Here is a 19,952-nt window from a genome sequence, read left to right as displayed (position 1 = left end):
TTTCTACCTCCTAGTATTTTTGAATCGAATCCACTACTTTTTGATGTACCTGTAAGCGATAAGGATTAATGTTCTTTGGTGTAGATACATTCAATCGGTTCGTTAATATAATCCCCGTCAGCTCATTGGTTCGGTCAAGCCATATTGATGTTCCTGTAAACCCTGTGTGACCAACTCCTGTCGGAAATGGTTCACCCGCATGCCAACCGAGTCCTCTCTGTTCGATAAACGACCCAAGTGACCGGTCTACTAACGCTTGCTCAATAAATTCGTTTTTTTTATGTAGTCCCCCTCTTCTATATAAATCTATAATTATTTGTAAATCATCTATACTTCCAAATAACCCAGCATGACCTGCTTGACCATCGAAAAAATAATGCGCATTACCGTCATTCACTTCACCTTTCATCGCTTGATCGAAATTTCTCCATCTAGCGAAGGAAATGTTGCGTTTGGAACACATTTTTCTCTCTGTCTGGTTCCCAAACTCTGTAGATATGACGTTCTCGTTATCTTTTATTGGTCCATAAGTTAATGTTCGAAGTTCTAAAGGTTTTACGATTTTGTTCGTTACAAAATCATCAAGACGCATATCTGTATTTGATTGAATCACTTCACCCAATAATATGAAATTCAAATCACTATAAACCGTTTTTCTCTCTAGATTATGTGTAACTTCAATTTGGGCCAAAGCTTCTAAAAAATTTCTCGTTTGTAAGCTATAAAATGGATACCATGCTCTCAAACCGGATGAGTGGGTCAATAACTCTTCGATTGTAATATGTCCGATTTTTTCTATGAGTGAGTTCTGTAGTGGTAAATGCTCAGCTAATGTTGATTGAAGCGATAGCTTTTTCTCGGTTATTAATCTGAGAATCCCCGTCGTCGTGACAATCTTTGTCAAACTCGCCAAATCAAAAATCATAGAGTTAGGTGATTCATTTACCCACCTACCATCCCGGTATGACAACCTGACCATTTCGTCGTTAGCCTGTTTGAATAAAAGATCGACTGTATTGAAATCGTTTTTTGTTAGATAAGATTCAGTGATGTCCTGGATTTCTTTTTGTAATTCCATCTTTATCACCTACTGTTTTAGCAATTGTTGAATCGCTTCTTTGACGAATCCATTCGAAGCCTTTAATGCAAGTTTGACAGATTCATAAGGTTGGTCCGTCATAATCATCACGATGGCCGGCTTCACTTGAAATTCCGTTTCTTGTAAAACAGTTTCCGCCTCTTCATATGGGACATCTGCGGCTTCTGCCACGATTGATTTTGCACGCTCTCTGAGTTTATGATTAGACGCTTTTACGTCAATCATATAATTTTTATAAGCCTTGCCCACCTTCACCATGGAAATGGTTGAAATCATGTTCAATACCATTTTGTGGGCTGTGGCTGCTTTTAACCGAGTCGAACCTGTCAAGACTTCCGGTCCTGTTTCGACTTCGATAGCGTAATCGACATATTCACTGATTTCACTATTTTTATTACTAGAGAGACTGACCGCTGTTGCTCCAATTTCTTGGGCGAATTTCAAAGCACCGATGACATAAGGTGTGCGACCGCTTGCTGCGATGCCAATCACGACGTCGTTTTCAGTCAAGTTTCTTTGCGACAGATCATCTCGACCTGTCACTTCTTCATCTTCAGCACCTTCTACAGCTACGAGAAATGCTTGTTCACCGCCTGCCATGACCGCTTGCACTTGTTCAGGCGGGGTACTGAATGTTGGCGGACATTCAACCGAATCTAAAATTCCAATGCGCCCACTCGTTCCGGCGCCAACGTAAAATAACCTCCCTCCGTTTTGAAAACTTTCGCGAACTTTTTCAATCACTTGCTCGATTGAAGGTAGCTCTTTGGCAACCGCATCAGCTACCATTCGATCCTCTTCATTCATTAACTGGAGAATATCGCTGATCGGCATTTGATCGAGTTCCAAAGATTTTGGGTTTTGTCTTTCTGTCGTAAGCTTCGTTAGCATATCCATGTTCATACCTTCCTACTTAAATATGAAAGCCTTTACAAAGGATGTTTTAAAAAAAGACTTTCACTTAAGCTAAGTACTATAAATCTATTGTATAAAACAAAATATCAAATTTCAAGACTATTTAGTGAAATTTATTTTTATTTGACAGTTGATTGTTAAAATTCAGAAAGGTGTTATTTGTTTAAAATCCTTGTGATAAACTGACGGTAAGGGAGGTTATTTCATTGATTGAATGGATCTTTTTCTTTTTAATGGGCATGATTATCCTTTTCTTTTTCAGTCGCTTTTTAGGTTTTAAAAAAGAAAATATCGGAATAACATTCGATCAGCGCTACATCAAATTTGAGGATTATGTACATGCGATTCTGGATGAATTAGCCAATAAAAACTATGAGGCTAAATATATCGGTGACCGAACATTTCAAGTCGATGGACAAAAGTATGTACTCGTTGAACGAAATGTCAAAATGGGTGGTGCGCCCCTACAGCAAACGATGTTGAAAAAGATGAAGTAGAACACACTTCAGACGCTAACGAAAAAATCACCCTCGTTAGGGCGCTTCTTTCGACCGTTCGGAGTGTTTCTATTCGACCTTTCAGCTATTTTTATCAGTCGTTTGGAGGAATAGAACGCTTCTATTCAACCTTTCGGCAACTTTTCTGAGCTGTTCGGGCGAATAGAGTGCTTCTATTCGACCTTTCAGCAACTTTTATCAGCCGTTAGGGGGTATAGAGCACTTCTATAAGACCTTTCAGCACTTTTCCTAAACCGTTCGGGAGTATAGAGCCTCTCTATACGACTTTTCGGCAACGTTTCTCAGTCGTTCGGGGGTATAGACGATCCTTATACAATTTTTCCATTGTAATCGAAAACTACAGACTAAGGAGGATATCCGAAATTGAAATGACTAATCAGTTGCACAACTAGCGAAATGCAACAACTCTCTGGTAAAGACTTAAAAGCATCCATCCAGGCATCTGAAGGCCGGGTCGTTTTGTCCGAAGTGATTGGAACGAGCCAGCCGATGTATCCGGAAGTCACCAATGCAGAGATGGCTGCGGCAATTGGTGCCGATCTTATTTTGATGAATATCTTTGATGTTTTTCAACCGATGGTTAATGGTGTGACCGCGAATGCAGAAAACTTAGTCGGTGAAATAAAGCGATTGACGGGAAGGCCTGTCGGAATTAACCTCGAGCCAATCGACCCTCATGCAGAGCGACTTGAAGATTTGAACGATTTGCCGATTGGACGAACAGCTGCCGATGAATCATTGAAAAAAGCTTATGAACTTGGAGTTGACTTTGTTTGTTTTACCGGAAATCCGCAAACAGGCGTCACTAACCCAGAAATCGAATCAGCAATCAAGAGGGCCCGAGAAATCTTCCAGGAAGACGTCATGATTATTGCTGGAAAAATGCACGGAGCCGGTGTCGCTGGTGAGCAAGGTGGGGAAATTATTACGGACGAATGGATTGAAAAATTTATTCAGGCGGGAGCTGACGTCCTTTTGATGCCACCTCCAGGAACAATTCCAGGAATCACTGTTGAGCACGCAAGCCATTGGGCAAAAGTAGCCCATAAAAAAGGTGTTCTTGTCATGACAACGATCGGGACGAGCCAGGAAGGTGCTGATCAAGCAACGATTCGCCAAACAGCTCTCCATAATAAAATGGTCGGTGCAGATATCCACCATTTAGGCGACGCTGGATACACAGGGCTTTCTATCCCGGAAAACATCATGGATTACTCTATTGTCATCCGTGGCAAGCGTCACACATATCTCCGTATGGCTCGTTCTATTAACCGATAAAAAAATAAGCAGTTCAGTTTGCTGGACTGCTTTTCATAAGGTTAGATTTATGGAGGGGAAATCATGAGAACTAATGTTTATAAAACCATTAAATATCTATATGGATTTCTTTTGATCAGTCTTTTGTTAATTTCAGATGAACTGATCTCTGATTCCGAGGATGAAAATCTGATCTATCCGATCAGCATTCTTCTATTTACAGCTTTCCTCAGTGCCCTCTATGAAATTTACAAATCGAAAGTAACGAATAAGCCTAAAAATACGTTGGTCGATTACTTTTTGATGAGTGCTGTACTCATTTTTTTCATTTGCGGAGTATACATAGTTTTCTTCTCGTAATTACTCTTACAGTTTCTCATCCAATTCAATCCTTGGATTTTTTTCCAACAACATCGCAACGAATTTTGCTTCATCGTCTGGGGAAATTAACGCTACCTTATAATGGCCATATAAAATCTCCATCCGGTCAATTGACAAAGCTGGTGCTGAAAAAGGGCTTTTTGTTTTACGTAACTTTTTAATCTCATCGATTGGAACCGTTGACTTAAATGGTCCCGACCGTATAACAATCTTTCCATCCTTTACTAAATATCCGGTTCCAAACCAAATCCATAACAAAAAACCAATCAACAATACATTAATGATGATGCCGATCAAGCTATCATACGTGATCAGTTGATATCCACCAGGTTCGCCACCTACAAAATATACGCCGACTAAAAACAGAATTATTCCCCAGAAAACGATGATAAAAAACAAATCTTTTTTTGACGGAAAATACATCAGCTAAACCTCTTCTCTATTTTTAACGAAACTGATTCAATTCCGTTTCATTAAATAATTTCAAAACTATTCAACGCAAGCAACAGCGTAATCGCAAAGATAATCCAACCGACGATGTTAAGCCAGGTTCGGTTTGTATTTTCACCTAGCATTCGACGATTGTTCATGACAAACATCAGGAACAGAACGATGATTGGTAAAATTAATCCATTTGCATATTGCGAAAAGACGATGAGCTGAATTGGACTGTAACCCATACTAGCAAAAACGACACCTATGATTAAAATGAACAACCAAATCGCGCGGAATTTATACGATTTTAAATTCTGTTTCCATCCGAGTACCCCTGTTGTCGCATACGCTGCAGCAAGTGGTGCCGTCATCGCTGAAGTGATTCCTGCTGCAAAAATTCCTAAACCAAAGACATATTTCGCCCAAGTACCGAGCAGCGGTTCTATTTGATTAGCCATATCGATTGGGTTTTCGATGTTGGTTCCAAGCGGAAATGCAACCGCTGCAGTTACGATGATTGATACGGTAACCACCATGACGATGATCATGGAAAAAATGATATCGAAGCGACTATCTCCTAAACGCTCTTTTCCTTCATATCTCTCTTGCACTGTTGCCGATTGTAAAAAAAGTGTATAAGGAACAATCGTTGTACCGATTAAAGAAATCACCAAAATCGCTGCCCCGTCTGGAATCTGAGGAGCAAATCCTCCAAATATCTCACTAAGATCTGGCTGGATAACAATCGCCGTCACAATAAAACTAAAGCTCATCACTGAAATCAAAACGATGAAAACACGCTCGATCATTTTATAATTTCCAAACCATAATAAAAGGGCAGCTATGAAGCCGATCACGATTGACCAATAACTAACAGGTGTGTTCGTAAGTGCCGCTACACCAATGGCACCACCGGTAATGTTTCCTGCTTCATATGCCGCATTACCGACGAAAATCGCTGATATAATCAAGAGGATTGTAGCTGTTTTCAATAGCGGATTTTGAAATTGATTGCGGAAAGCAGCTCCTAAATCCATTCGAGATACAACACCTAAACGAGTCGTCATCTCTTGTAGAAACATCGTCGCCAAGACGGAGAAGACGAGTGCCCAAATGAGTGTGTAACCAAATTCCGCACCAACAGATGAAGCTGTCGTTACGGTCCCAGGCCCGACAATTGCAGCAGCGACAATCGTTCCAGGTCCAACCCGCTTCAGTCGTTCGACCAATCCTTTCTTAGCCATATGAAACCTCCCCGGTATTTTTTTAAATCCAGCATACAATATTTTCTGATTATTGACAAAGTTCAAGAGTATATAAAAAAAGCCTCAACAGCGCACTTTGGCTATTGAAGCTTTTTTGATAACTGTTTATTTTTCATCAATAAAATAATGTGCACCGTTAGCGACACGCTCTTGGGGACTCAATCGGTGTCCCTCTTGGTCTTCGATTCTAAGTTCACCTTGCAAATGCTCACTAAATGCTTCTTTATCATAGGTTAATAGGGCATCTCGCACACGTGCACCCATAAATACTTCAACCTCTTTTCCGTTGACGTAAACATTTACAGTACCATCTAAACCTTCTAGTTCACTCATGTAATCACCTCGTTATTTTCTGCCACGAATTTTGTTGTATAATTTCTTAGCTACAAATACACGAAATAACATTCGAAAAATCCATCGCATTAGGGACACACCTTTTTTTGCTTTTGCTTTACTATTCCCTGATTGCTCTGTTTTCAATCATCGTGAGCTTAGATGGAGCTGAGTTTATAACTTTCCATTCGTAAACTTTTTAGTCAGTTTGAAATGGATATAAGATGCGAGGACTACTCCAAAAATGGCAATTCCCCAGCTGAGAATCCAATGCAGTGTAGAATGATCAATTTTATCTAAGATCCAGTTACCGAAAAAGTAAATAATGATAACACCGACCGCGACAGCCGTCACAAGGCTAATAATGAATCCAATCCATTCGCGAACCTTTAACTTTTTTAGATCTTTCCACATGAAAAAAACAATACCAATCAACACTAACACAAATGAGACAACTTCTCCCATAATTATCCTCCTAGCTCATTTCATACATGCCAAACACAATTTTACGGCTTCTTGTAAATCCACTTGTGACCAGCTCGGGATCCGACCATGCTCAACAGCCAGTTGATGTGATGCTGGTATATGAATAAACCCAGTCGGCACTTGTTGGTTATTTTGTTGAAAATAATAAAGCGCTCTGTACATGACATGATTGCACAAATAGGTACCTGCTGAGTTCGATATTTTCGCTGGATACCCAGCTTCATGCAAGCGGTCCACCATTTGTTGAATCGGCAACGTCGAAAATATCCCGTCTGGTCCGTCCGTATGTATTCGCTCGCCTCTCGGTGTGTTTCCAGCATTATCCGGTTGATCTGATTCATTGCAATTCATCGCAATTCGCTCAGGTGTTAATTGATTTCTCCCACCAGCTAAACCTAATGAAACAACGGCATCTGGCTTCAATTCTTCGATCAATTTGATGATCGCATCACCACTTTTTTCATAATCGACCGGCAAGATTTTCCCGACTACTTTATAGCCAGCCAATTCAATTTCATTTAGATTTTCAACGATCGTCATTGTTGGATTTTCGCTAAAATTTAAAAACGGTTCAAAACCAGTTAACAATAATGTTTTCATCTGACTCGCTCCCTTTCCTGCCATTTTAACACATGTTCGATATGATAAAATGAAGAAAATAACTGAATGCATAAAGGAGTCATTCCATGATCCCGATTAAAAAAATCACTTTGCATAAATTACGCATGCAAATGAAAAATCCGTTTCAAACGAATTTTGGCACACTGCAAAATAAAGAACTTTTTATCATTGAGATCGAAGACGGTGAAGACAATCGTGGTTACGGCGAGTCCGTTGCCTTCACAGAGCCTTGGTATACCGAGGAAACGGTGGCAACGACAGAGCATATGCTCATTGATTTTTTAATTCCGTTATTGACGAAAAATCCAATAAACCATCCGCACGAAGTCACCAAACGGTTTTCTGTCATTCGACGAAATAACATGGCGAAAGCATCGATTGAAGGCGCTGTTTGGGATCTTTACGCCAAAAGAAAAGGCATCTCGTTGAGTGAAGCACTCGGCGGTAGTCAACAAACGATTGATGTCGGCATTAGTCTTGGTATTGCTCCCACAATTGAGGAACTGCTCAACCGTGTCCAAGAAAAACTAGATGCAGGCTACAAGCGGGTGAAATTGAAAATCAAGCCTGGCTTTGACATCGAGCCACTGACCGAGGTACGGAATAAATTCCCGCACGCACAATTGATGGCTGATGCCAATTCCGCCTACACACTCGACGACCTTACCCATTTGAAGCGACTCGATGCATTAAATTTAATGATGATTGAACAACCACTTGGACATGATGATATTGTTGACCACGCTTTGCTTCAACAAGCCATTCATACACCAATCTGCTTAGATGAAAGCATCAACTCGTTTGAAGACGCTCGGAAGGCTGTTGAACTTGGAAGCTGCAAAGTCATCAACATCAAAGTCGGACGCGTCGGTGGACTCACTGAAGCTAAACGCATTCATGACTATTGCGCCAAAAAAGGAATCACCGTTTGGTGTGGAGGTATGCTTGAAGCAGGCATCGGACGCGCACATAACATTGCACTCACAAGCCTGCCGAACTTTACTGTACCTGGAGACACCGCAGCTTCTGCACTTTATTGGGATCAAGATATTATTAAACCAGAAGTTACCGTTGATAACGGACAAATAACCGTTCCGACTGGCGCCGGGATCGGATTTGACATCGATCATGAGGCGATGGAGAATTTTACGATTGCTAAGAAAGTGTTTGAATTTTAATGCGACTTTAACGAGCGTGGGGCTGAACCGTTCAAACGAAAGCGTTAAACGTTCAAATGATGTGCGTGAACGTTCAAACGGCTGCGCTAAGCGTTCAAACAAGAGCGCTAAACATTCAAAAGAATAACGCAAACGTTCAAAGGAGCCCGTTAAACGTTCAAAAAGAGTGCATGAACGTTCAAAGAAGTAAGCTAATCGCTCATAGCACCCACAAAAAAGCGCGTTCTTCATTCATCGTATGAAGAGCGCGCTTACTTCTATTATTCTTCTCTTGTCGCATCCATCGCTTTAATAATGCTATTACGGAACCCGTTTTCTTCTAAAGCAGCGATTGCCTTAATTGTCGTGCCTTTCGGTGTACACACTTGATCTTTCAGCTCTCCTGGGTGAATGTCCGTGTCGCGCACCATCTTTGCGGCTCCTAACACAGCCTGACTCGCCAAGCGATACGCCTGTCTGCGTGGAATCCCTTGCTTCACCGCACCATCCGCCATCGCTTCAATCATGACGTAGACATATGCCGGGGATGATCCGGATATTGCTGGGATGGCGTCCATTTGCTTTTCATCCATCACTTCCACTTGTGAAAAAGCTTCGAAAATCTTAATGACTTCACCTTGCTCTTCATCTGATACGTGTTCATTCGGGCTAATGACGGTCATGCCCTCCCCGACAAATGAAGGTGTGTTCGGCATACTGCGGACAACTTTCGTTTGCTCCCCGAATACATCAGTAATATCTTTAATCGAAACACCTGGTGCAATGGTGATAATGATTGAACCTTTCTTCAAATGTCCTTTTACTTCCTCGATCACTTCTGGATAAACATACGGTTTCACTGCAAAAAATAAATAATCACTTTCAGAAGCGACTTTCTTATTATCTCTGAACATTTCAATCCCGTACCGCTCTTCCATCCAATTGATCGTGCGGGTCGTCAAAGCGGAAGCAAGAATCTGATTTTTATCCACCATTCTCGATTCAAGCATCCCACCAATCATTGCTTGAGCCATTTTTCCACTGCCAATAAAACCAATATTTTTATCCATTTAAAATTCACCTCGTACGAATAGTTGCATTTTATTTTAGTAGATAGAAGCTTGAAAGTACAGGGTTATACTAGGTCAAGTTCATACATGGTTACGATAAAAAAAATTAAACAAAAAAGAACCCGCCTTCTATTAGGCGAGTTCATCATTCAATTCGGCGTTGTCATCAACGCATTTTTATCAATTTTTCCGACATGCGTTTTCGGGAGTTCATCGATTATATGAAAGCTTTTCGGTATTTTATAACGAGACAATTTTTCAGCGCAATACATTTCTAAATCGACTTCCGTTATTTGGTCATCATTCACCGAAACGTAAGCGACGACTTTCTCGCCCCATTTTTCATCTGGAATGCCCAGCACCGCTACTTCATTGACCGCCTCATTCGATTGGAGCCAATGTTCGATTTCGAGTGGAAAAATATTTTCTCCACCAGAAATGATCATTTCCTTTTTCCGGCCAATGATATACACGAAGCCATCTTCGTCAATCCTTGCTAGATCGCCTGTTTTCAACCAACCATTTTCTAGTGAACGGTTCGTTTCCTCATCATTATTCCAATAGAATTCGAATAAATGATTTCCGTGAAGCCACAGCTCGCCAACTTCTCCTTGTTCTACTTCATTTCCTCGATCATCTACGACTTGAACGTTATTAAAAATCATCTCTTGCCCGACGGAGCCACGTTTCATCCGAGCAATTTTCGGATCGATATAAAAGTTATTCGGCCCCGCTTCCGTCAATCCGTATCCTTCTTTGAAGTCCAATCCTTTTTTGGCGAAGTGTTCATAGATTGAAAGCGGACATGGAGCACCACCAGATAGGAAGACTTTCATTTTCGGAAAATCACTCGCACGGAATATTTCCGTTTGCGTGATCATGTGATACATCGTCGGAATGAATAATACAATCGAACATTCATAGGTTAATAGATTGCTGACCGCTTGTTCAGGTTCAAATGTAGATTGTAGGACAACGGTCCCTCCTGCCAACAAAATCGGCGTCGACAGTGCATTCAAACCACCTGAATGAAACATCGGAATCGCCGTTAATGTACAATCATCTTTTGTTAATCCCCAACTGACAATCGTGTTTAATCCATTCCATAAAATTGAGCGGTGACTAAGGACTGCCCCTTTTGGCTTACCAGTCGTACCTCCTGTATAAACCATTGCGAGTGGGTCGGTTTCTTCAAGGGAAACTTGATAGGAAACGCTAGTTGAAATATCCAGATTATCTACATATGTTTCATCTATAATGGCAACTGATTCGTACATCGTTTCAATCCAATTATGCTCTTGCGCAAAAGTTGTATGGACTGCCACCAACTTTGGTTCACAATCTTTCAATACATACGATAAGTCCGACTCACTCAGACGCCAGTTTAATGGGACAAAAATGACACCTGACTTCATACAAGCAAACAGAAAATCGAAATAGCTAATATCATTCGGCGCAAGCAGTGCAACCCGATCGCCTTTTTCAATGCCATTTTCAAACAAGTATCGACTAAGTTGTTCAGCACGTTGGTTAATTTCGTTATACGTATATCGGCGTCCATTTTCGGATACGATAACCGCTATCTCATCCGGATACAATTTGGCACGTGAACTGATCCAATCCAACCCTTTCAACATTTCCCTACACCTCCTCTAAGTGGACATTTACATCATAATCGCGCCATCGACATGAAGAACATGGCCGTTGACGTAATCGGATTCATCACTGGCTAAATAAAGATACGCGTTCGCAATATCTTCAGGCTTTCCTAGTCTGTTCAACGGTACTTGCTTCACAAGCCCGTCAATGACATGGTCGGGTACCGTCGAGACCATAGATGTTTCCGTAAATCCTGGAGCGACCGCGTTGACGTTGATATTTTTACGCGCGAGTTCTTTTGCCCACGTGTAGGTCATGCCGATCAATCCCGCTTTTGCCGCTGCATAATTCGTCTGACCGACATTACCATATACACCGGAAACTGAAGAGGTGTTGATGATCTTGCCTTTCCCGTTTTCAATGAGGTGTGGCAAGACAACTTGCGTACAATGAAAAACACCGGTCAAATTAACGTCAATGACACGTTGAAATTGTTCAACGGTCATTTTCGAAAGCATCGCATCTTGAGTAATTCCAGCATTATTGACTAAAATATCAATCTTTCCGAAATGGTTTCTCACTTGTTCAACCATCGCTTCGACACTTTCACGCTCGGCGACGTTCACTTGCACGAACAACGCATTTGTACCAAGCTCACTCGCCCGGGCTTCTCCTTGTTCACGATTGAAATCGGCAATCGCGACTTGTGCTCCTTCTTCAATAAATCGCTTGGCCGCTTCAAAGCCAATTCCATTCGCACTGCCCGTAATAATGGCAACTTTATTGTTCAACCGCATTGAATTCATCCTTTCATTTCTGTAAGTAATCTTCGACTGTTTTCACGAGCGTTTCCAAATCATCAATCATCGGTGAATGACCACAACCAGTCAATTCTTGATACGTCACATCACCTGTTAAATCTTCCATAATTTCTTCTGCCATTTGTGGCAAGACAACATAATCCAAATTTCCTTGCAAAACTAAAACGGGAACATCGATTTTCTCGACTTCATTCGTCCCTTCAACTAACCCGTTATGGACTGGGCTAATATTAAACGTATTTAAAGCATGGTAGCATTCAGCGATATTTCGTTGCGTGAAAATATCCGCTAAATATTCATCGTATTTAGCAGGATCCGGCTGTTTCTGTGTGTAAATTGCTGTATCCCAGACGAGCTTCATCGTCTCTTTGTCTTGGTTTCGTTGAGCTTGCTCCATCGTCTTCGTTTTCGCCGGATCGTTTTTAATCTCTTCATACGTTTTCAACCGCTGCTCTACGTTCGGCGTCCCATCCGGATTTGTCGCATAAAAAGGATAGCCACGGGTTGATCCTGATGCGAGGAGAATGAGCTTCTCACATGCCTGCGGACGATTCGCGCAATATTGCATCGCAACTGTTCCACCCATCGACCAACCGATCATCGCGTAAGGCGTTAACTCCAATTGGTCAACGAATTGCTCAATCGTCTTCGCAAAATCGTTAATCTCTCGAATCGGCTTGTTGTAGCTTGATTCACCAAATCCTTGTAAGTCCGGCGCAATTAAGTGATAATCTTCATCTAAAGCTTCAAATAACACATCCCAATGCTTTGAAGAAACCATATTTCCGTGGATCAATAAAATGGTCTTACCGTTTCCTTTACGTTCGCGGTAAGCAATTTGCTCACCATTCGGAATCTCAACAGATTGTAATGTCGTCATCATGACGTAAGCCTCCTTTTTCCCCATTCAACGACAGTCGCTCCCCATGCATAACCAATGCCTGCACTGACAAAAACAACGAGGTCGCCTTCTTTCACTTGCCCGCGCTCTACAGCCAGCTCTAACGATAAAATTTGATCCATTTGGCCAATATGACCGTAATCAGATAAGTAAATCGCTTGATCAGCTGACAACCCAAGTTCATTCAACACATAATCATGGGCCGATTTTTTCATATGCAAAATGGCCAAATAATCGATATCCGCTTCTGTATAACCTGACTTTCTTAAAGCTTCGCGAATGACCGTTAAAAAGTTACCCATCGACTTTTGCTCAAGCCGTTGTTTCATCCCTTCCGGATCGAGCACATCGAGTTGATAAAGTCCTTGTGCCAGCACTTCCTCAGACATCGGTGTTTTCGTTCCACCACCGACAACGACGACATCCTCTGAAAAATCGCCGTCTGTCATCAAATGACTTTCGCGCACTACATTTTCATTGGCATCTGCCTGTAAAATCATTGCGGCTCCACCTGCCCCTAAGTTATACATAAACCTCGTTCGCGGATTGTCATAATGGATGAAATCAACGTTGCGGTAACCACCTGCAAGCAAAACCGTTTGAATCGTCGGATCGGATGTCATCATATCTTTTGCGACTTTCATCGCCATAATCGTCGTTCCACAACGAAGCGCGACATCGAATCCCCACGCATTCGTGCACCCGAGTTCTTTTTGCATTTTAATGCTCGCGGTCCAAAGCAAATATTCTTTATGCTCTTCGCCGATATAAATAATTAAGTCGATATCTTCTGGTTTTACGGCACTTTTCGCAAAGGCATTTTTCGCTGCACGGATACCCATTTCTACTGTATGGTCATCTTCCCCAGGTATCGGTTTTTCGACAATCCCCATCTTTTCTTTAACGACTTCAACCGGAACGCCTGATTGCTCGGCGATTTCTTCACCTGTCATTCGTTTTTCTGGTAAATAAACGCCAGTTGAAACAATACCGATGTTACTCAACCACCTCACCCCGCTTCGGTTGTAAATTCGTGCGAATGAAGGAGAGAGCTTCATCTACGTTTTCGAAAAAAGTATTCTCATCCGTTTGGACGTTCGTCACTTTAATTTTGACGAGTGTCTTCGAATCATTCATTTGTTCTTGATAACGAATTATATACGATTGAATCGACGAACTCATCATTATGCCCCCTCTTTTCGCAGAGACTTTTCCGTTGTATCATACTGTTTTTTCTTTGTTTTACGTTTGGCTAGTTTGTTCTGGATCGTTCCGACAATACCGTTCGGGAAGAAGATAACCGCTAAGATGAAAATCGCTCCAAAAAGAATCATCCAACGTTGAAAAATCCAGTGGATATTCGCTAAGTCTGATAAGTAATGGTGCGAGAAATTGATGATTGCTGACCCGATAATCGGACCAGTCAGCGTACCGACACCACCGATAATCGTCATCATTAACGCATCCAATGTCACTTGGATATCAAATACACTCGTATCGACAAAGCGGATACTTATGGCGTACAAGACCCCTGATAAACTCGCAACCATTCCTGAAATGACACTGATCAGCACTTTATACGGCATGATCCTGTAGCCTAACGACTCGACCCGTTGATCATTTTCTCGGATGCCTACGAGAACGCGTCCAAGCGGTGATTCAGTAATTCGTTTCATCCCGAAAAACAACAAGATCATTGCCAGTAAACAAAATAAGTAAATGACAAAATTTCGGTGTTCCTCTAAAAATCCAGGCAGCTCTGGTATGCGGAATGTAAAACCGTCATTTCCACCAGTGACCGAGCGCCACCGCTCAGCAATATAAAGGAACATCCCTGCAAGTGCTAACGTAAGCATCGCGTAGTAATGACTTTTTAATTTCAACGTCAACATGCCGGCTAAAAAGGAAATGAATCCGCCAATCAATACGGCGACAAGTGTCCCTAGCAGAAAACTGACGAAGGATGCTTCCATCCGGTCCATGACGATTGCGGCACTGTATGCACCGACACCGAAAAACATCGCGTGCCCGAACGAAACAATTCCGGTATAGCCTAAAAGCAAGTCATAGCTCATCGCAAAAATGGCAAAAACGAATATTTGAATCATTAAAAACATGAACCAACGTGAATCGTTAATAAAAGGTAAAAACGCTAACGCTAATCCAATCAGTAAATACACTTTCGTCGACAGCTTCATTCTTTTCAACATCATTTGTTAGACACCCCGCTCACATTGAATAATCCTTGTGGACGGAACAACAAGACGATTAACATTAACAACATCGTCACGACCATTGACAAAATCGGTACGTAGTAAGCCGTAAACGTATTGGCCAAACCGACAAGAAGGGCAGCCACTAACGAACCTGGTATACTTCCCATTCCACCGATGATGACAACGATGAAAGCGTAAATGCCAAACTCCATGCCGAGTTCTGAATAGATCGCGCCTGCACTTGGAGCAAATAATGCACCTGCGAAAGCGGCTAGTGCTGAACCGACCATGAACACGAAAATGAAAATCTTTTTAATGTTAATGCCTAGAGCCTGAACCATTTCTTTATTCATGACACCCGCTCGCACAATCAACCCAATTTTCGAATAGCGAAGCGTGAAAAACATGAGACAGAAAATAAGTGCACCGACCAAAATGATGAACATTCGATACTTAATAATCGTAATATCACCAATTAACCAGGACCCTTTCAAATAATCAGGCACAGGAGCCGGAAGGACATTCGGGCCGAAAACAACCTTGATTAACTCCGACAGCACGAGCATTAAACCTAACGTAATTAAAATTTGACGAATATGATTGCCGTAAACAGGTCGGATAATGAAAACCTCTGTCAGTAGTCCTAATATTAAGCCCGTTACAATCGCACATAAAATACCAATCCAAAAGCTACCGGTTAAGCTGAAGAAAAATACACCGCTATAAGCACCCCAGACGAACAGCCCACCGTGCGCGAAATTCAACACACTCATCAAGCCGAATATTAACGTCAAACCAGAGGCAATGAGAAAGATGAGCATCCCCGTTGCGATTCCATTGATCGATAAGTTAATAATCAGTTCCATCTCTAACCCTCCTATCCGATCCCTAAATATTTTCGTTTCAATTCCTCGTTTTGCTCAAGGTCTTTCATATTTCCGTGATGCATCGTCATCCCGTTATCCAGAATGTAATATTTCTCACCTAATCGTTTAGCCATCGAAAAATTTTGTTCGACTAATACGACGGTCGTGCGGTCTTTGATTTTTTCAATTGCATCAATAACCGCTTCAACAATGACAGGAGCCAACCCCTTACTCGGTTCATCAATTAAAATTAAATCTGTTTCATTGATGAAAGATCTCGCAATCGCTAGCATTTGTTTCTGTCCACCACTTAGTTGACCCGCTGGCTTTTTCCAAAAACGTTTTAAATCCGGGAAAAGATCCAGCGACCAATCCAAGCGCTCTTTTGTTTCATCATTTTCATGACGCATCGCAACCCGCATATTTTCGCCAACCGTCAAATCATAAAAAATCCCTTGGTCTTCCGGCACATAACCGATCCCTTTATTGGCAATTTGGTAAGGAGCGCCTTTCGTAATGTTCTCTCCTTTGAATGTCACCGTTCCTGCTGAAGCTGGGTTCAAGCCCATAATCGTTCGAAGTGTCGTCGTTTTGCCTGCACCGTTTCGTCCAAGCAACACCGTCAGTTCACCTTTTTTCACTTCGAAATTCACTTTTTGCAAAATATGAAACTGGTCGATATACGTATTGATCGATTCTAACTTAAGTATGGACTCGCTCATTCGGATCACCTCCCAAATACGCTTCTTGAACCGTTTCATTTTTCATAATTTCTTCCGGCGTTCCTTCCGCAAGCAACTCACCGTTAAACAGAACCATCATGCGGTCCGATAAATCGAGGACCATTTCCATTTTGTGTTCAATCAAAACAATCGTCCGGTCTTCCTGTTTTTTAATATTTTCGATGACACGTAAGATTGTCGGTACTTCCTCCAGTGACATCCCTGCCGTCGGCTCATCTAATAGAAGCAACTTTGTTTCCAAAGCGAGCAACATCGCAATTTCTAGCTTTCTCTTTTCACCATGTGATAGATGAATAGCTAGTGATTCGGCTTTTTCATCGAGTAAAACGATATCTAAAAGCTCATGCGCTTCCTCTTCAAATGCTGTATAACTTTTAAAATGGCGAAACAGATTAAAGCGAACTTTTTCCCGCGACTGAATCGCAAGGCGAATATTTTCCAAAACGGTTACATTCGGAAACACGTTCGTCAGCTGAAACGAGCGGCCGATTCCTGCTCTCGTTCGTTCCACGACGGACCAATCCGTGATCTCTTTTCCTTGATAAAAAACTTGCCCACTTGTCGGCTTCAATTGTCCGCTAAGTAAATTGAAAAAAGTCGTCTTCCCGGCACCATTCGGCCCGATGACGGAAGTGAATTGATTTTCTGGCAGTTGAACAGAGACTTGATTAACTGCGACATGCCCACCAAAAGCAATCGTCAAATCCTTCGTTTCGATAATCGAATTCATGGATTGAAGTACCCCCTTACAGTTATGTATCGGATGAACTTCAACACGTCGTTGAAGCTCACCCAGGTAAATCGTTTATTCCCCTTCACCATTCATGATCGGTGGTGCGGTTTCTTCTGGTTTTAACTCACGAATCAAGGTCGGTACAGGATAGTCATACCCATCACGTTCCTCAAGCGTAATCGCATAAAGTGACTGCAATGCTTGGTGATCCTCTTCACGGAAAGTCATCGTTCCTTTTGGTGTTTCGAAACTCATGCCTTCCATAATGTCGATCAATTCATTCGCATCTGTGCTTCCTTCTGATTGTTCAAGTGCTTCCATGATTGCAAGCGCTGCACTCATTCCACCCGGTGTAAATAAATCTGGAACCGTGCCATGTTGTTCTTCCATTTGCTCGACTAACCAATCATTCACTTCATTGTCAGGTAGCTCATGGTAATAAACCGTAAAGCCTTCCATTCCAACTAAGTCTTGCATCGTTTTCAAAGCCGCAATATCCGGTGCACCTGTCGTCAACTTGATGCCTCGACCTTGTAAGTCCATGTCGACAATTTGGTTCCACGGGCTATTCGCACCAGACCAGACGACAAACAAGTAATCTGGGTCATGCTCAATAACTCGTTGTAGGTTTGGCGTGAAGTCTGTCGCTTCTGGATCAACAAACTCTTCCAAAACCATCTCAGCACCTAATTCTTCTGCAGCATTTGAGAATGCCTCAACGCCATCCCATCCGAACGCATAGTCTGGTCCGAGTGCTGCAATTTTTACACCTTCATCGGCAATTGCCGCTGCTGCTGCAACCGCATCTTGTGATGAACTACGGCCCGTACGGAATAAGTAATCGTTAAATTCACTACCAGTGATACTGTCCGCAACAGCTGGCTCGACAACCATAATCTTTTCATACTCTTCAGCCAATCCTGTTACAGCTAACGTATCCCCTGAAGATGATGAACCTACGATGAAATCAACGTCGTCATCATCCAATAACTTCAACGCTTTTTGACGTGCAACATCCGGAGTTGTTTCTGTATCTTCATAAATGACTTCGATCTTTCTACCATTAAACTCCATCGTTCCGTCCGTCGCGTACTCTAATCCTAAGTCAAATCCTTGTTGCGTTTGTTTTCCATAGGCTTCTAATGCACCAGATAATGATGCCAACACGCCGATCTTGATCGGTTCATCTTCCCCACTTGCTTCTTCACTACAAGCAGTCATCAAAAGAACACCAATAAGCAAGACGGCCAACAGCCAAGACTTTCGTTTCACAAACATAAACGTTCCCCCTTAAGGATTTTTAATAAGCTGATTAGCTTTGAATTGATTGTAAAACGGCATAGTTACAAATGAGTTACATAGCGCCGGTTATATTGGTTGGTATTTTGTTTTTTGTCATTTAAAAGGACTCTATTGAACGATGTGGAGGTAGAAAGAAGGGCATTTTTTTACGATGAGTCTTCTTTTTCTAGGATGGAATATAATGTACGATAGTAAAAAGGCTTTGACGGAGAGGCGGGTGACAAGATGGACAGTTTCTTTAGCGGGGATGTACCAAATCGTTTTTCGTTGTTTAGCGCAAGTCATATAACGATGATTATTCTTTACCTCATCATGATCGTTACACTAGTTATTAGCTATAGAAAGCTAGCTGCCAATCAAACGTTAACGAATTTTCTTAGATGGTTGTTTGCTGGAATTCTATTCATTTCGGTGAGTAGTTATCATATGTGGATGGCAAGTAACGACACGTGGCTCTTAGGACATAGCCTCCCGCTTCATATAACAAGCCTTTCAGGATTCTTAGCGATCTATGCGCTCATCAGCTTCAATAAAAGATTGATTAGGGTTACATTTTTCATCGGTTTCCTCTCGACTGGGTTGGCGGTGATGACGCCAGATCTTGCTTATGATTTTCCACATTACCGATATTGGCAATTTTTCTTACATCATATGATTGTTTCAGTTTCCAGTCTTTACTTAGTGCTAGTAACTGACATCCAAATTACGTTGAAGCATCTTTTCACTATATTTGGCGGTTTGCTTGTCTATGCTTTCATTATTGGCGTGTTTGTTAACCCAACATTAGATGCAAATTACTTATTTTTATCAAGGCCGCCAGTGAACGAAACGATTATAAATTATCTTGGAAGTGGTCCAATATATATCGTGAGTTTGGTGTTCATCGGCTTTTTCGCATTTTTGCTATCGTTTGGATTTTATCAATTCGTGAAAGGCTTTAAGCAGAAATAAATCGGTCGGTTGGTAAAATTAACTATATAGCCAGACCCAATGAGGTGAGAAACTCGGCTAAAAGATGCAAAACTCCCGACTTGCTCGGGAGTTTTACTATATTTATGAGTTTGTCGATTGAATTGGTGGATATTCGCCGAGGCGAATATCGCCGTCACGACGATAATGATTCGGCTCGCCCCCCCAATTGAAAAATATATGAGCCTATTACCGACGGATATGGTCTCGACAGACGGATTTATGAGCCCACAGCAAGAAAATATGTGACCAACTTAAAAATTTA

23 protein-coding genes are annotated in these 19,952 nt (G+C 41.8%); 5 read left to right on the top strand and 18 right to left on the bottom strand.

Annotated elements, in window-relative coordinates:
* Positions 1-10: 10 nt before the first annotated feature.
* Both KC820_RS00495 and murQ read right to left on the bottom strand, forming a co-directional pair.
* On the bottom strand, positions 11-1,078 hold the full coding sequence (locus tag KC820_RS00495; protein ID WP_212367114.1) for a serine hydrolase domain-containing protein: 1,068 nt from the start codon (positions 1,076-1,078) through the stop codon (positions 11-13).
* 9 nt (positions 1,079-1,087) lie between these two features.
* Complete coding sequence (gene murQ, locus KC820_RS00490) at positions 1,088-1,996, bottom strand: N-acetylmuramic acid 6-phosphate etherase (protein WP_212367112.1); 909 nt, start codon at positions 1,994-1,996, stop codon at positions 1,088-1,090.
* Between the two features lie 224 nt (positions 1,997-2,220).
* Between murQ and KC820_RS00485 the strand changes: the two genes are divergently transcribed.
* The 3 genes from KC820_RS00485 to KC820_RS00475 all read left to right on the top strand — a co-directional run bounded on the left by KC820_RS00485 (position 2,221) and on the right by KC820_RS00475 (position 4,149).
* On the top strand, positions 2,221-2,511 hold the full coding sequence (locus KC820_RS00485) for a hypothetical protein (RefSeq protein ID WP_212367110.1): 291 nt from the start codon (positions 2,221-2,223) through the stop codon (positions 2,509-2,511).
* Positions 2,512-2,907: 396 nt separating this feature from the next.
* The gene (locus tag KC820_RS00480; RefSeq protein WP_473678986.1) at positions 2,908-3,810 is read left to right on the top strand and encodes a DUF7916 family protein; all 903 of its coding nucleotides are present in this window, start codon (positions 2,908-2,910) and stop codon (positions 3,808-3,810) included.
* A 63-nt stretch (positions 3,811-3,873) separates the two neighbouring features.
* On the top strand, positions 3,874-4,149 hold the full coding sequence (locus KC820_RS00475) for a hypothetical protein (RefSeq protein ID WP_212367107.1): 276 nt from the start codon (positions 3,874-3,876) through the stop codon (positions 4,147-4,149).
* A gap of 6 nt (positions 4,150-4,155) precedes the next feature.
* Here KC820_RS00475 and KC820_RS00470 read toward each other — a convergent pair whose 3' ends face one another.
* The 5 genes from KC820_RS00470 to KC820_RS00450 form a co-directional block, all read right to left on the bottom strand.
* Positions 4,156-4,593, bottom strand: coding sequence for a PH domain-containing protein (locus KC820_RS00470; RefSeq protein WP_212367105.1), 438 nt, complete (start codon positions 4,591-4,593; stop codon positions 4,156-4,158).
* A gap of 50 nt (positions 4,594-4,643) precedes the next feature.
* Complete coding sequence (locus KC820_RS00465) at positions 4,644-5,849, bottom strand: Nramp family divalent metal transporter (protein ID WP_212367103.1); 1,206 nt, start codon at positions 5,847-5,849, stop codon at positions 4,644-4,646.
* A 126-nt stretch (positions 5,850-5,975) separates the two neighbouring features.
* Positions 5,976-6,203, bottom strand: a complete 228-nt coding sequence (locus tag KC820_RS00460) for a hypothetical protein (RefSeq protein WP_212367101.1) — start codon at positions 6,201-6,203, stop codon at positions 5,976-5,978.
* 174 nt (positions 6,204-6,377) lie between these two features.
* Entirely contained in the window at positions 6,378-6,668 is a 291-nt protein-coding gene (locus KC820_RS00455) for a hypothetical protein (RefSeq protein ID WP_212367099.1), read from the bottom strand.
* Between the two features lie 15 nt (positions 6,669-6,683).
* Positions 6,684-7,289: a pyroglutamyl-peptidase I gene (locus KC820_RS00450; protein WP_212367097.1), complete on the bottom strand. Its 606-nt coding sequence runs from the start codon at positions 7,287-7,289 to the stop codon at positions 6,684-6,686.
* Between the two features lie 86 nt (positions 7,290-7,375).
* Between KC820_RS00450 and menC the strand changes: the two genes are divergently transcribed.
* Positions 7,376-8,488: an o-succinylbenzoate synthase gene (gene menC, locus KC820_RS00445; protein ID WP_212367095.1), complete on the top strand. Its 1,113-nt coding sequence runs from the start codon at positions 7,376-7,378 to the stop codon at positions 8,486-8,488.
* 260 nt (positions 8,489-8,748) lie between these two features.
* Here the strand turns inward: menC and proC are convergent, their stop codons facing one another.
* The 11 genes from proC to KC820_RS00390 form a co-directional block, all read right to left on the bottom strand.
* Positions 8,749-9,537, bottom strand: coding sequence for a pyrroline-5-carboxylate reductase (gene proC / locus KC820_RS00440; RefSeq protein ID WP_212367093.1), 789 nt, complete (start codon positions 9,535-9,537; stop codon positions 8,749-8,751).
* 149 nt (positions 9,538-9,686) lie between these two features.
* Entirely contained in the window at positions 9,687-11,174 is a 1,488-nt protein-coding gene (locus tag KC820_RS00435; protein WP_212367092.1) for a class I adenylate-forming enzyme family protein, read from the bottom strand.
* A gap of 27 nt (positions 11,175-11,201) precedes the next feature.
* A complete protein-coding gene (fabG, locus tag KC820_RS00430; protein WP_212367091.1) occupies positions 11,202-11,933 on the bottom strand; it encodes a 3-oxoacyl-ACP reductase FabG in 732 nt (243 codons plus the stop codon).
* Positions 11,934-11,946: 13 nt separating this feature from the next.
* The gene (phaZ, locus tag KC820_RS00425; RefSeq protein WP_212367090.1) at positions 11,947-12,840 is read right to left on the bottom strand and encodes an intracellular short-chain-length polyhydroxyalkanoate depolymerase; all 894 of its coding nucleotides are present in this window, start codon (positions 12,838-12,840) and stop codon (positions 11,947-11,949) included.
* Positions 12,837-13,862 carry a 3-oxoacyl-ACP synthase gene (locus KC820_RS00420; RefSeq protein ID WP_272874413.1) on the bottom strand — a complete coding sequence of 342 codons (1,026 nt, stop codon included), beginning with the start codon at positions 13,860-13,862 and terminating at the stop codon, positions 12,837-12,839. Before KC820_RS00420 ends, phaZ begins: the two co-directional genes overlap by 4 nt.
* Positions 13,855-14,040, bottom strand: a complete 186-nt coding sequence (locus KC820_RS00415; RefSeq protein WP_212367088.1) for a hypothetical protein — start codon at positions 14,038-14,040, stop codon at positions 13,855-13,857. The genes KC820_RS00420 and KC820_RS00415 overlap by 8 nt, the downstream gene beginning before the upstream one ends.
* Positions 14,041-14,042: 2 nt before the next feature.
* A complete protein-coding gene (locus KC820_RS00410) occupies positions 14,043-15,068 on the bottom strand; it encodes a branched-chain amino acid ABC transporter permease (protein WP_336511002.1) in 1,026 nt (341 codons plus the stop codon).
* Positions 15,068-15,940 carry a branched-chain amino acid ABC transporter permease gene (locus KC820_RS00405; RefSeq protein WP_212367084.1) on the bottom strand — a complete coding sequence of 291 codons (873 nt, stop codon included), beginning with the start codon at positions 15,938-15,940 and terminating at the stop codon, positions 15,068-15,070. The genes KC820_RS00410 and KC820_RS00405 overlap by 1 nt, the downstream gene beginning before the upstream one ends.
* 11 nt (positions 15,941-15,951) lie before the next feature.
* Complete coding sequence (locus KC820_RS00400; RefSeq protein WP_212367082.1) at positions 15,952-16,662, bottom strand: ABC transporter ATP-binding protein; 711 nt, start codon at positions 16,660-16,662, stop codon at positions 15,952-15,954.
* A complete protein-coding gene (locus KC820_RS00395) occupies positions 16,643-17,413 on the bottom strand; it encodes an ABC transporter ATP-binding protein (protein ID WP_212367080.1) in 771 nt (256 codons plus the stop codon). The genes KC820_RS00400 and KC820_RS00395 overlap by 20 nt, the downstream gene beginning before the upstream one ends.
* 75 nt (positions 17,414-17,488) lie before the next feature.
* Entirely contained in the window at positions 17,489-18,694 is a 1,206-nt protein-coding gene (locus KC820_RS00390; protein WP_212367079.1) for a substrate-binding domain-containing protein, read from the bottom strand.
* A gap of 249 nt (positions 18,695-18,943) precedes the next feature.
* Between KC820_RS00390 and KC820_RS00385 the strand changes: the two genes are divergently transcribed.
* Positions 18,944-19,669 carry a YwaF family protein gene (locus KC820_RS00385; RefSeq protein WP_212367078.1) on the top strand — a complete coding sequence of 242 codons (726 nt, stop codon included), beginning with the start codon at positions 18,944-18,946 and terminating at the stop codon, positions 19,667-19,669.
* Positions 19,670-19,952 lie beyond the last annotated feature (283 nt).

It is taken from the genome of Allobacillus saliphilus, from assembly GCF_018138385.1.
Taxonomy (GTDB): domain Bacteria; phylum Bacillota; class Bacilli; order Bacillales; family Alkalibacillaceae; genus Allobacillus; species Allobacillus saliphilus.
This window is presented reverse-complemented; position numbering and strand designations above follow the sequence as displayed.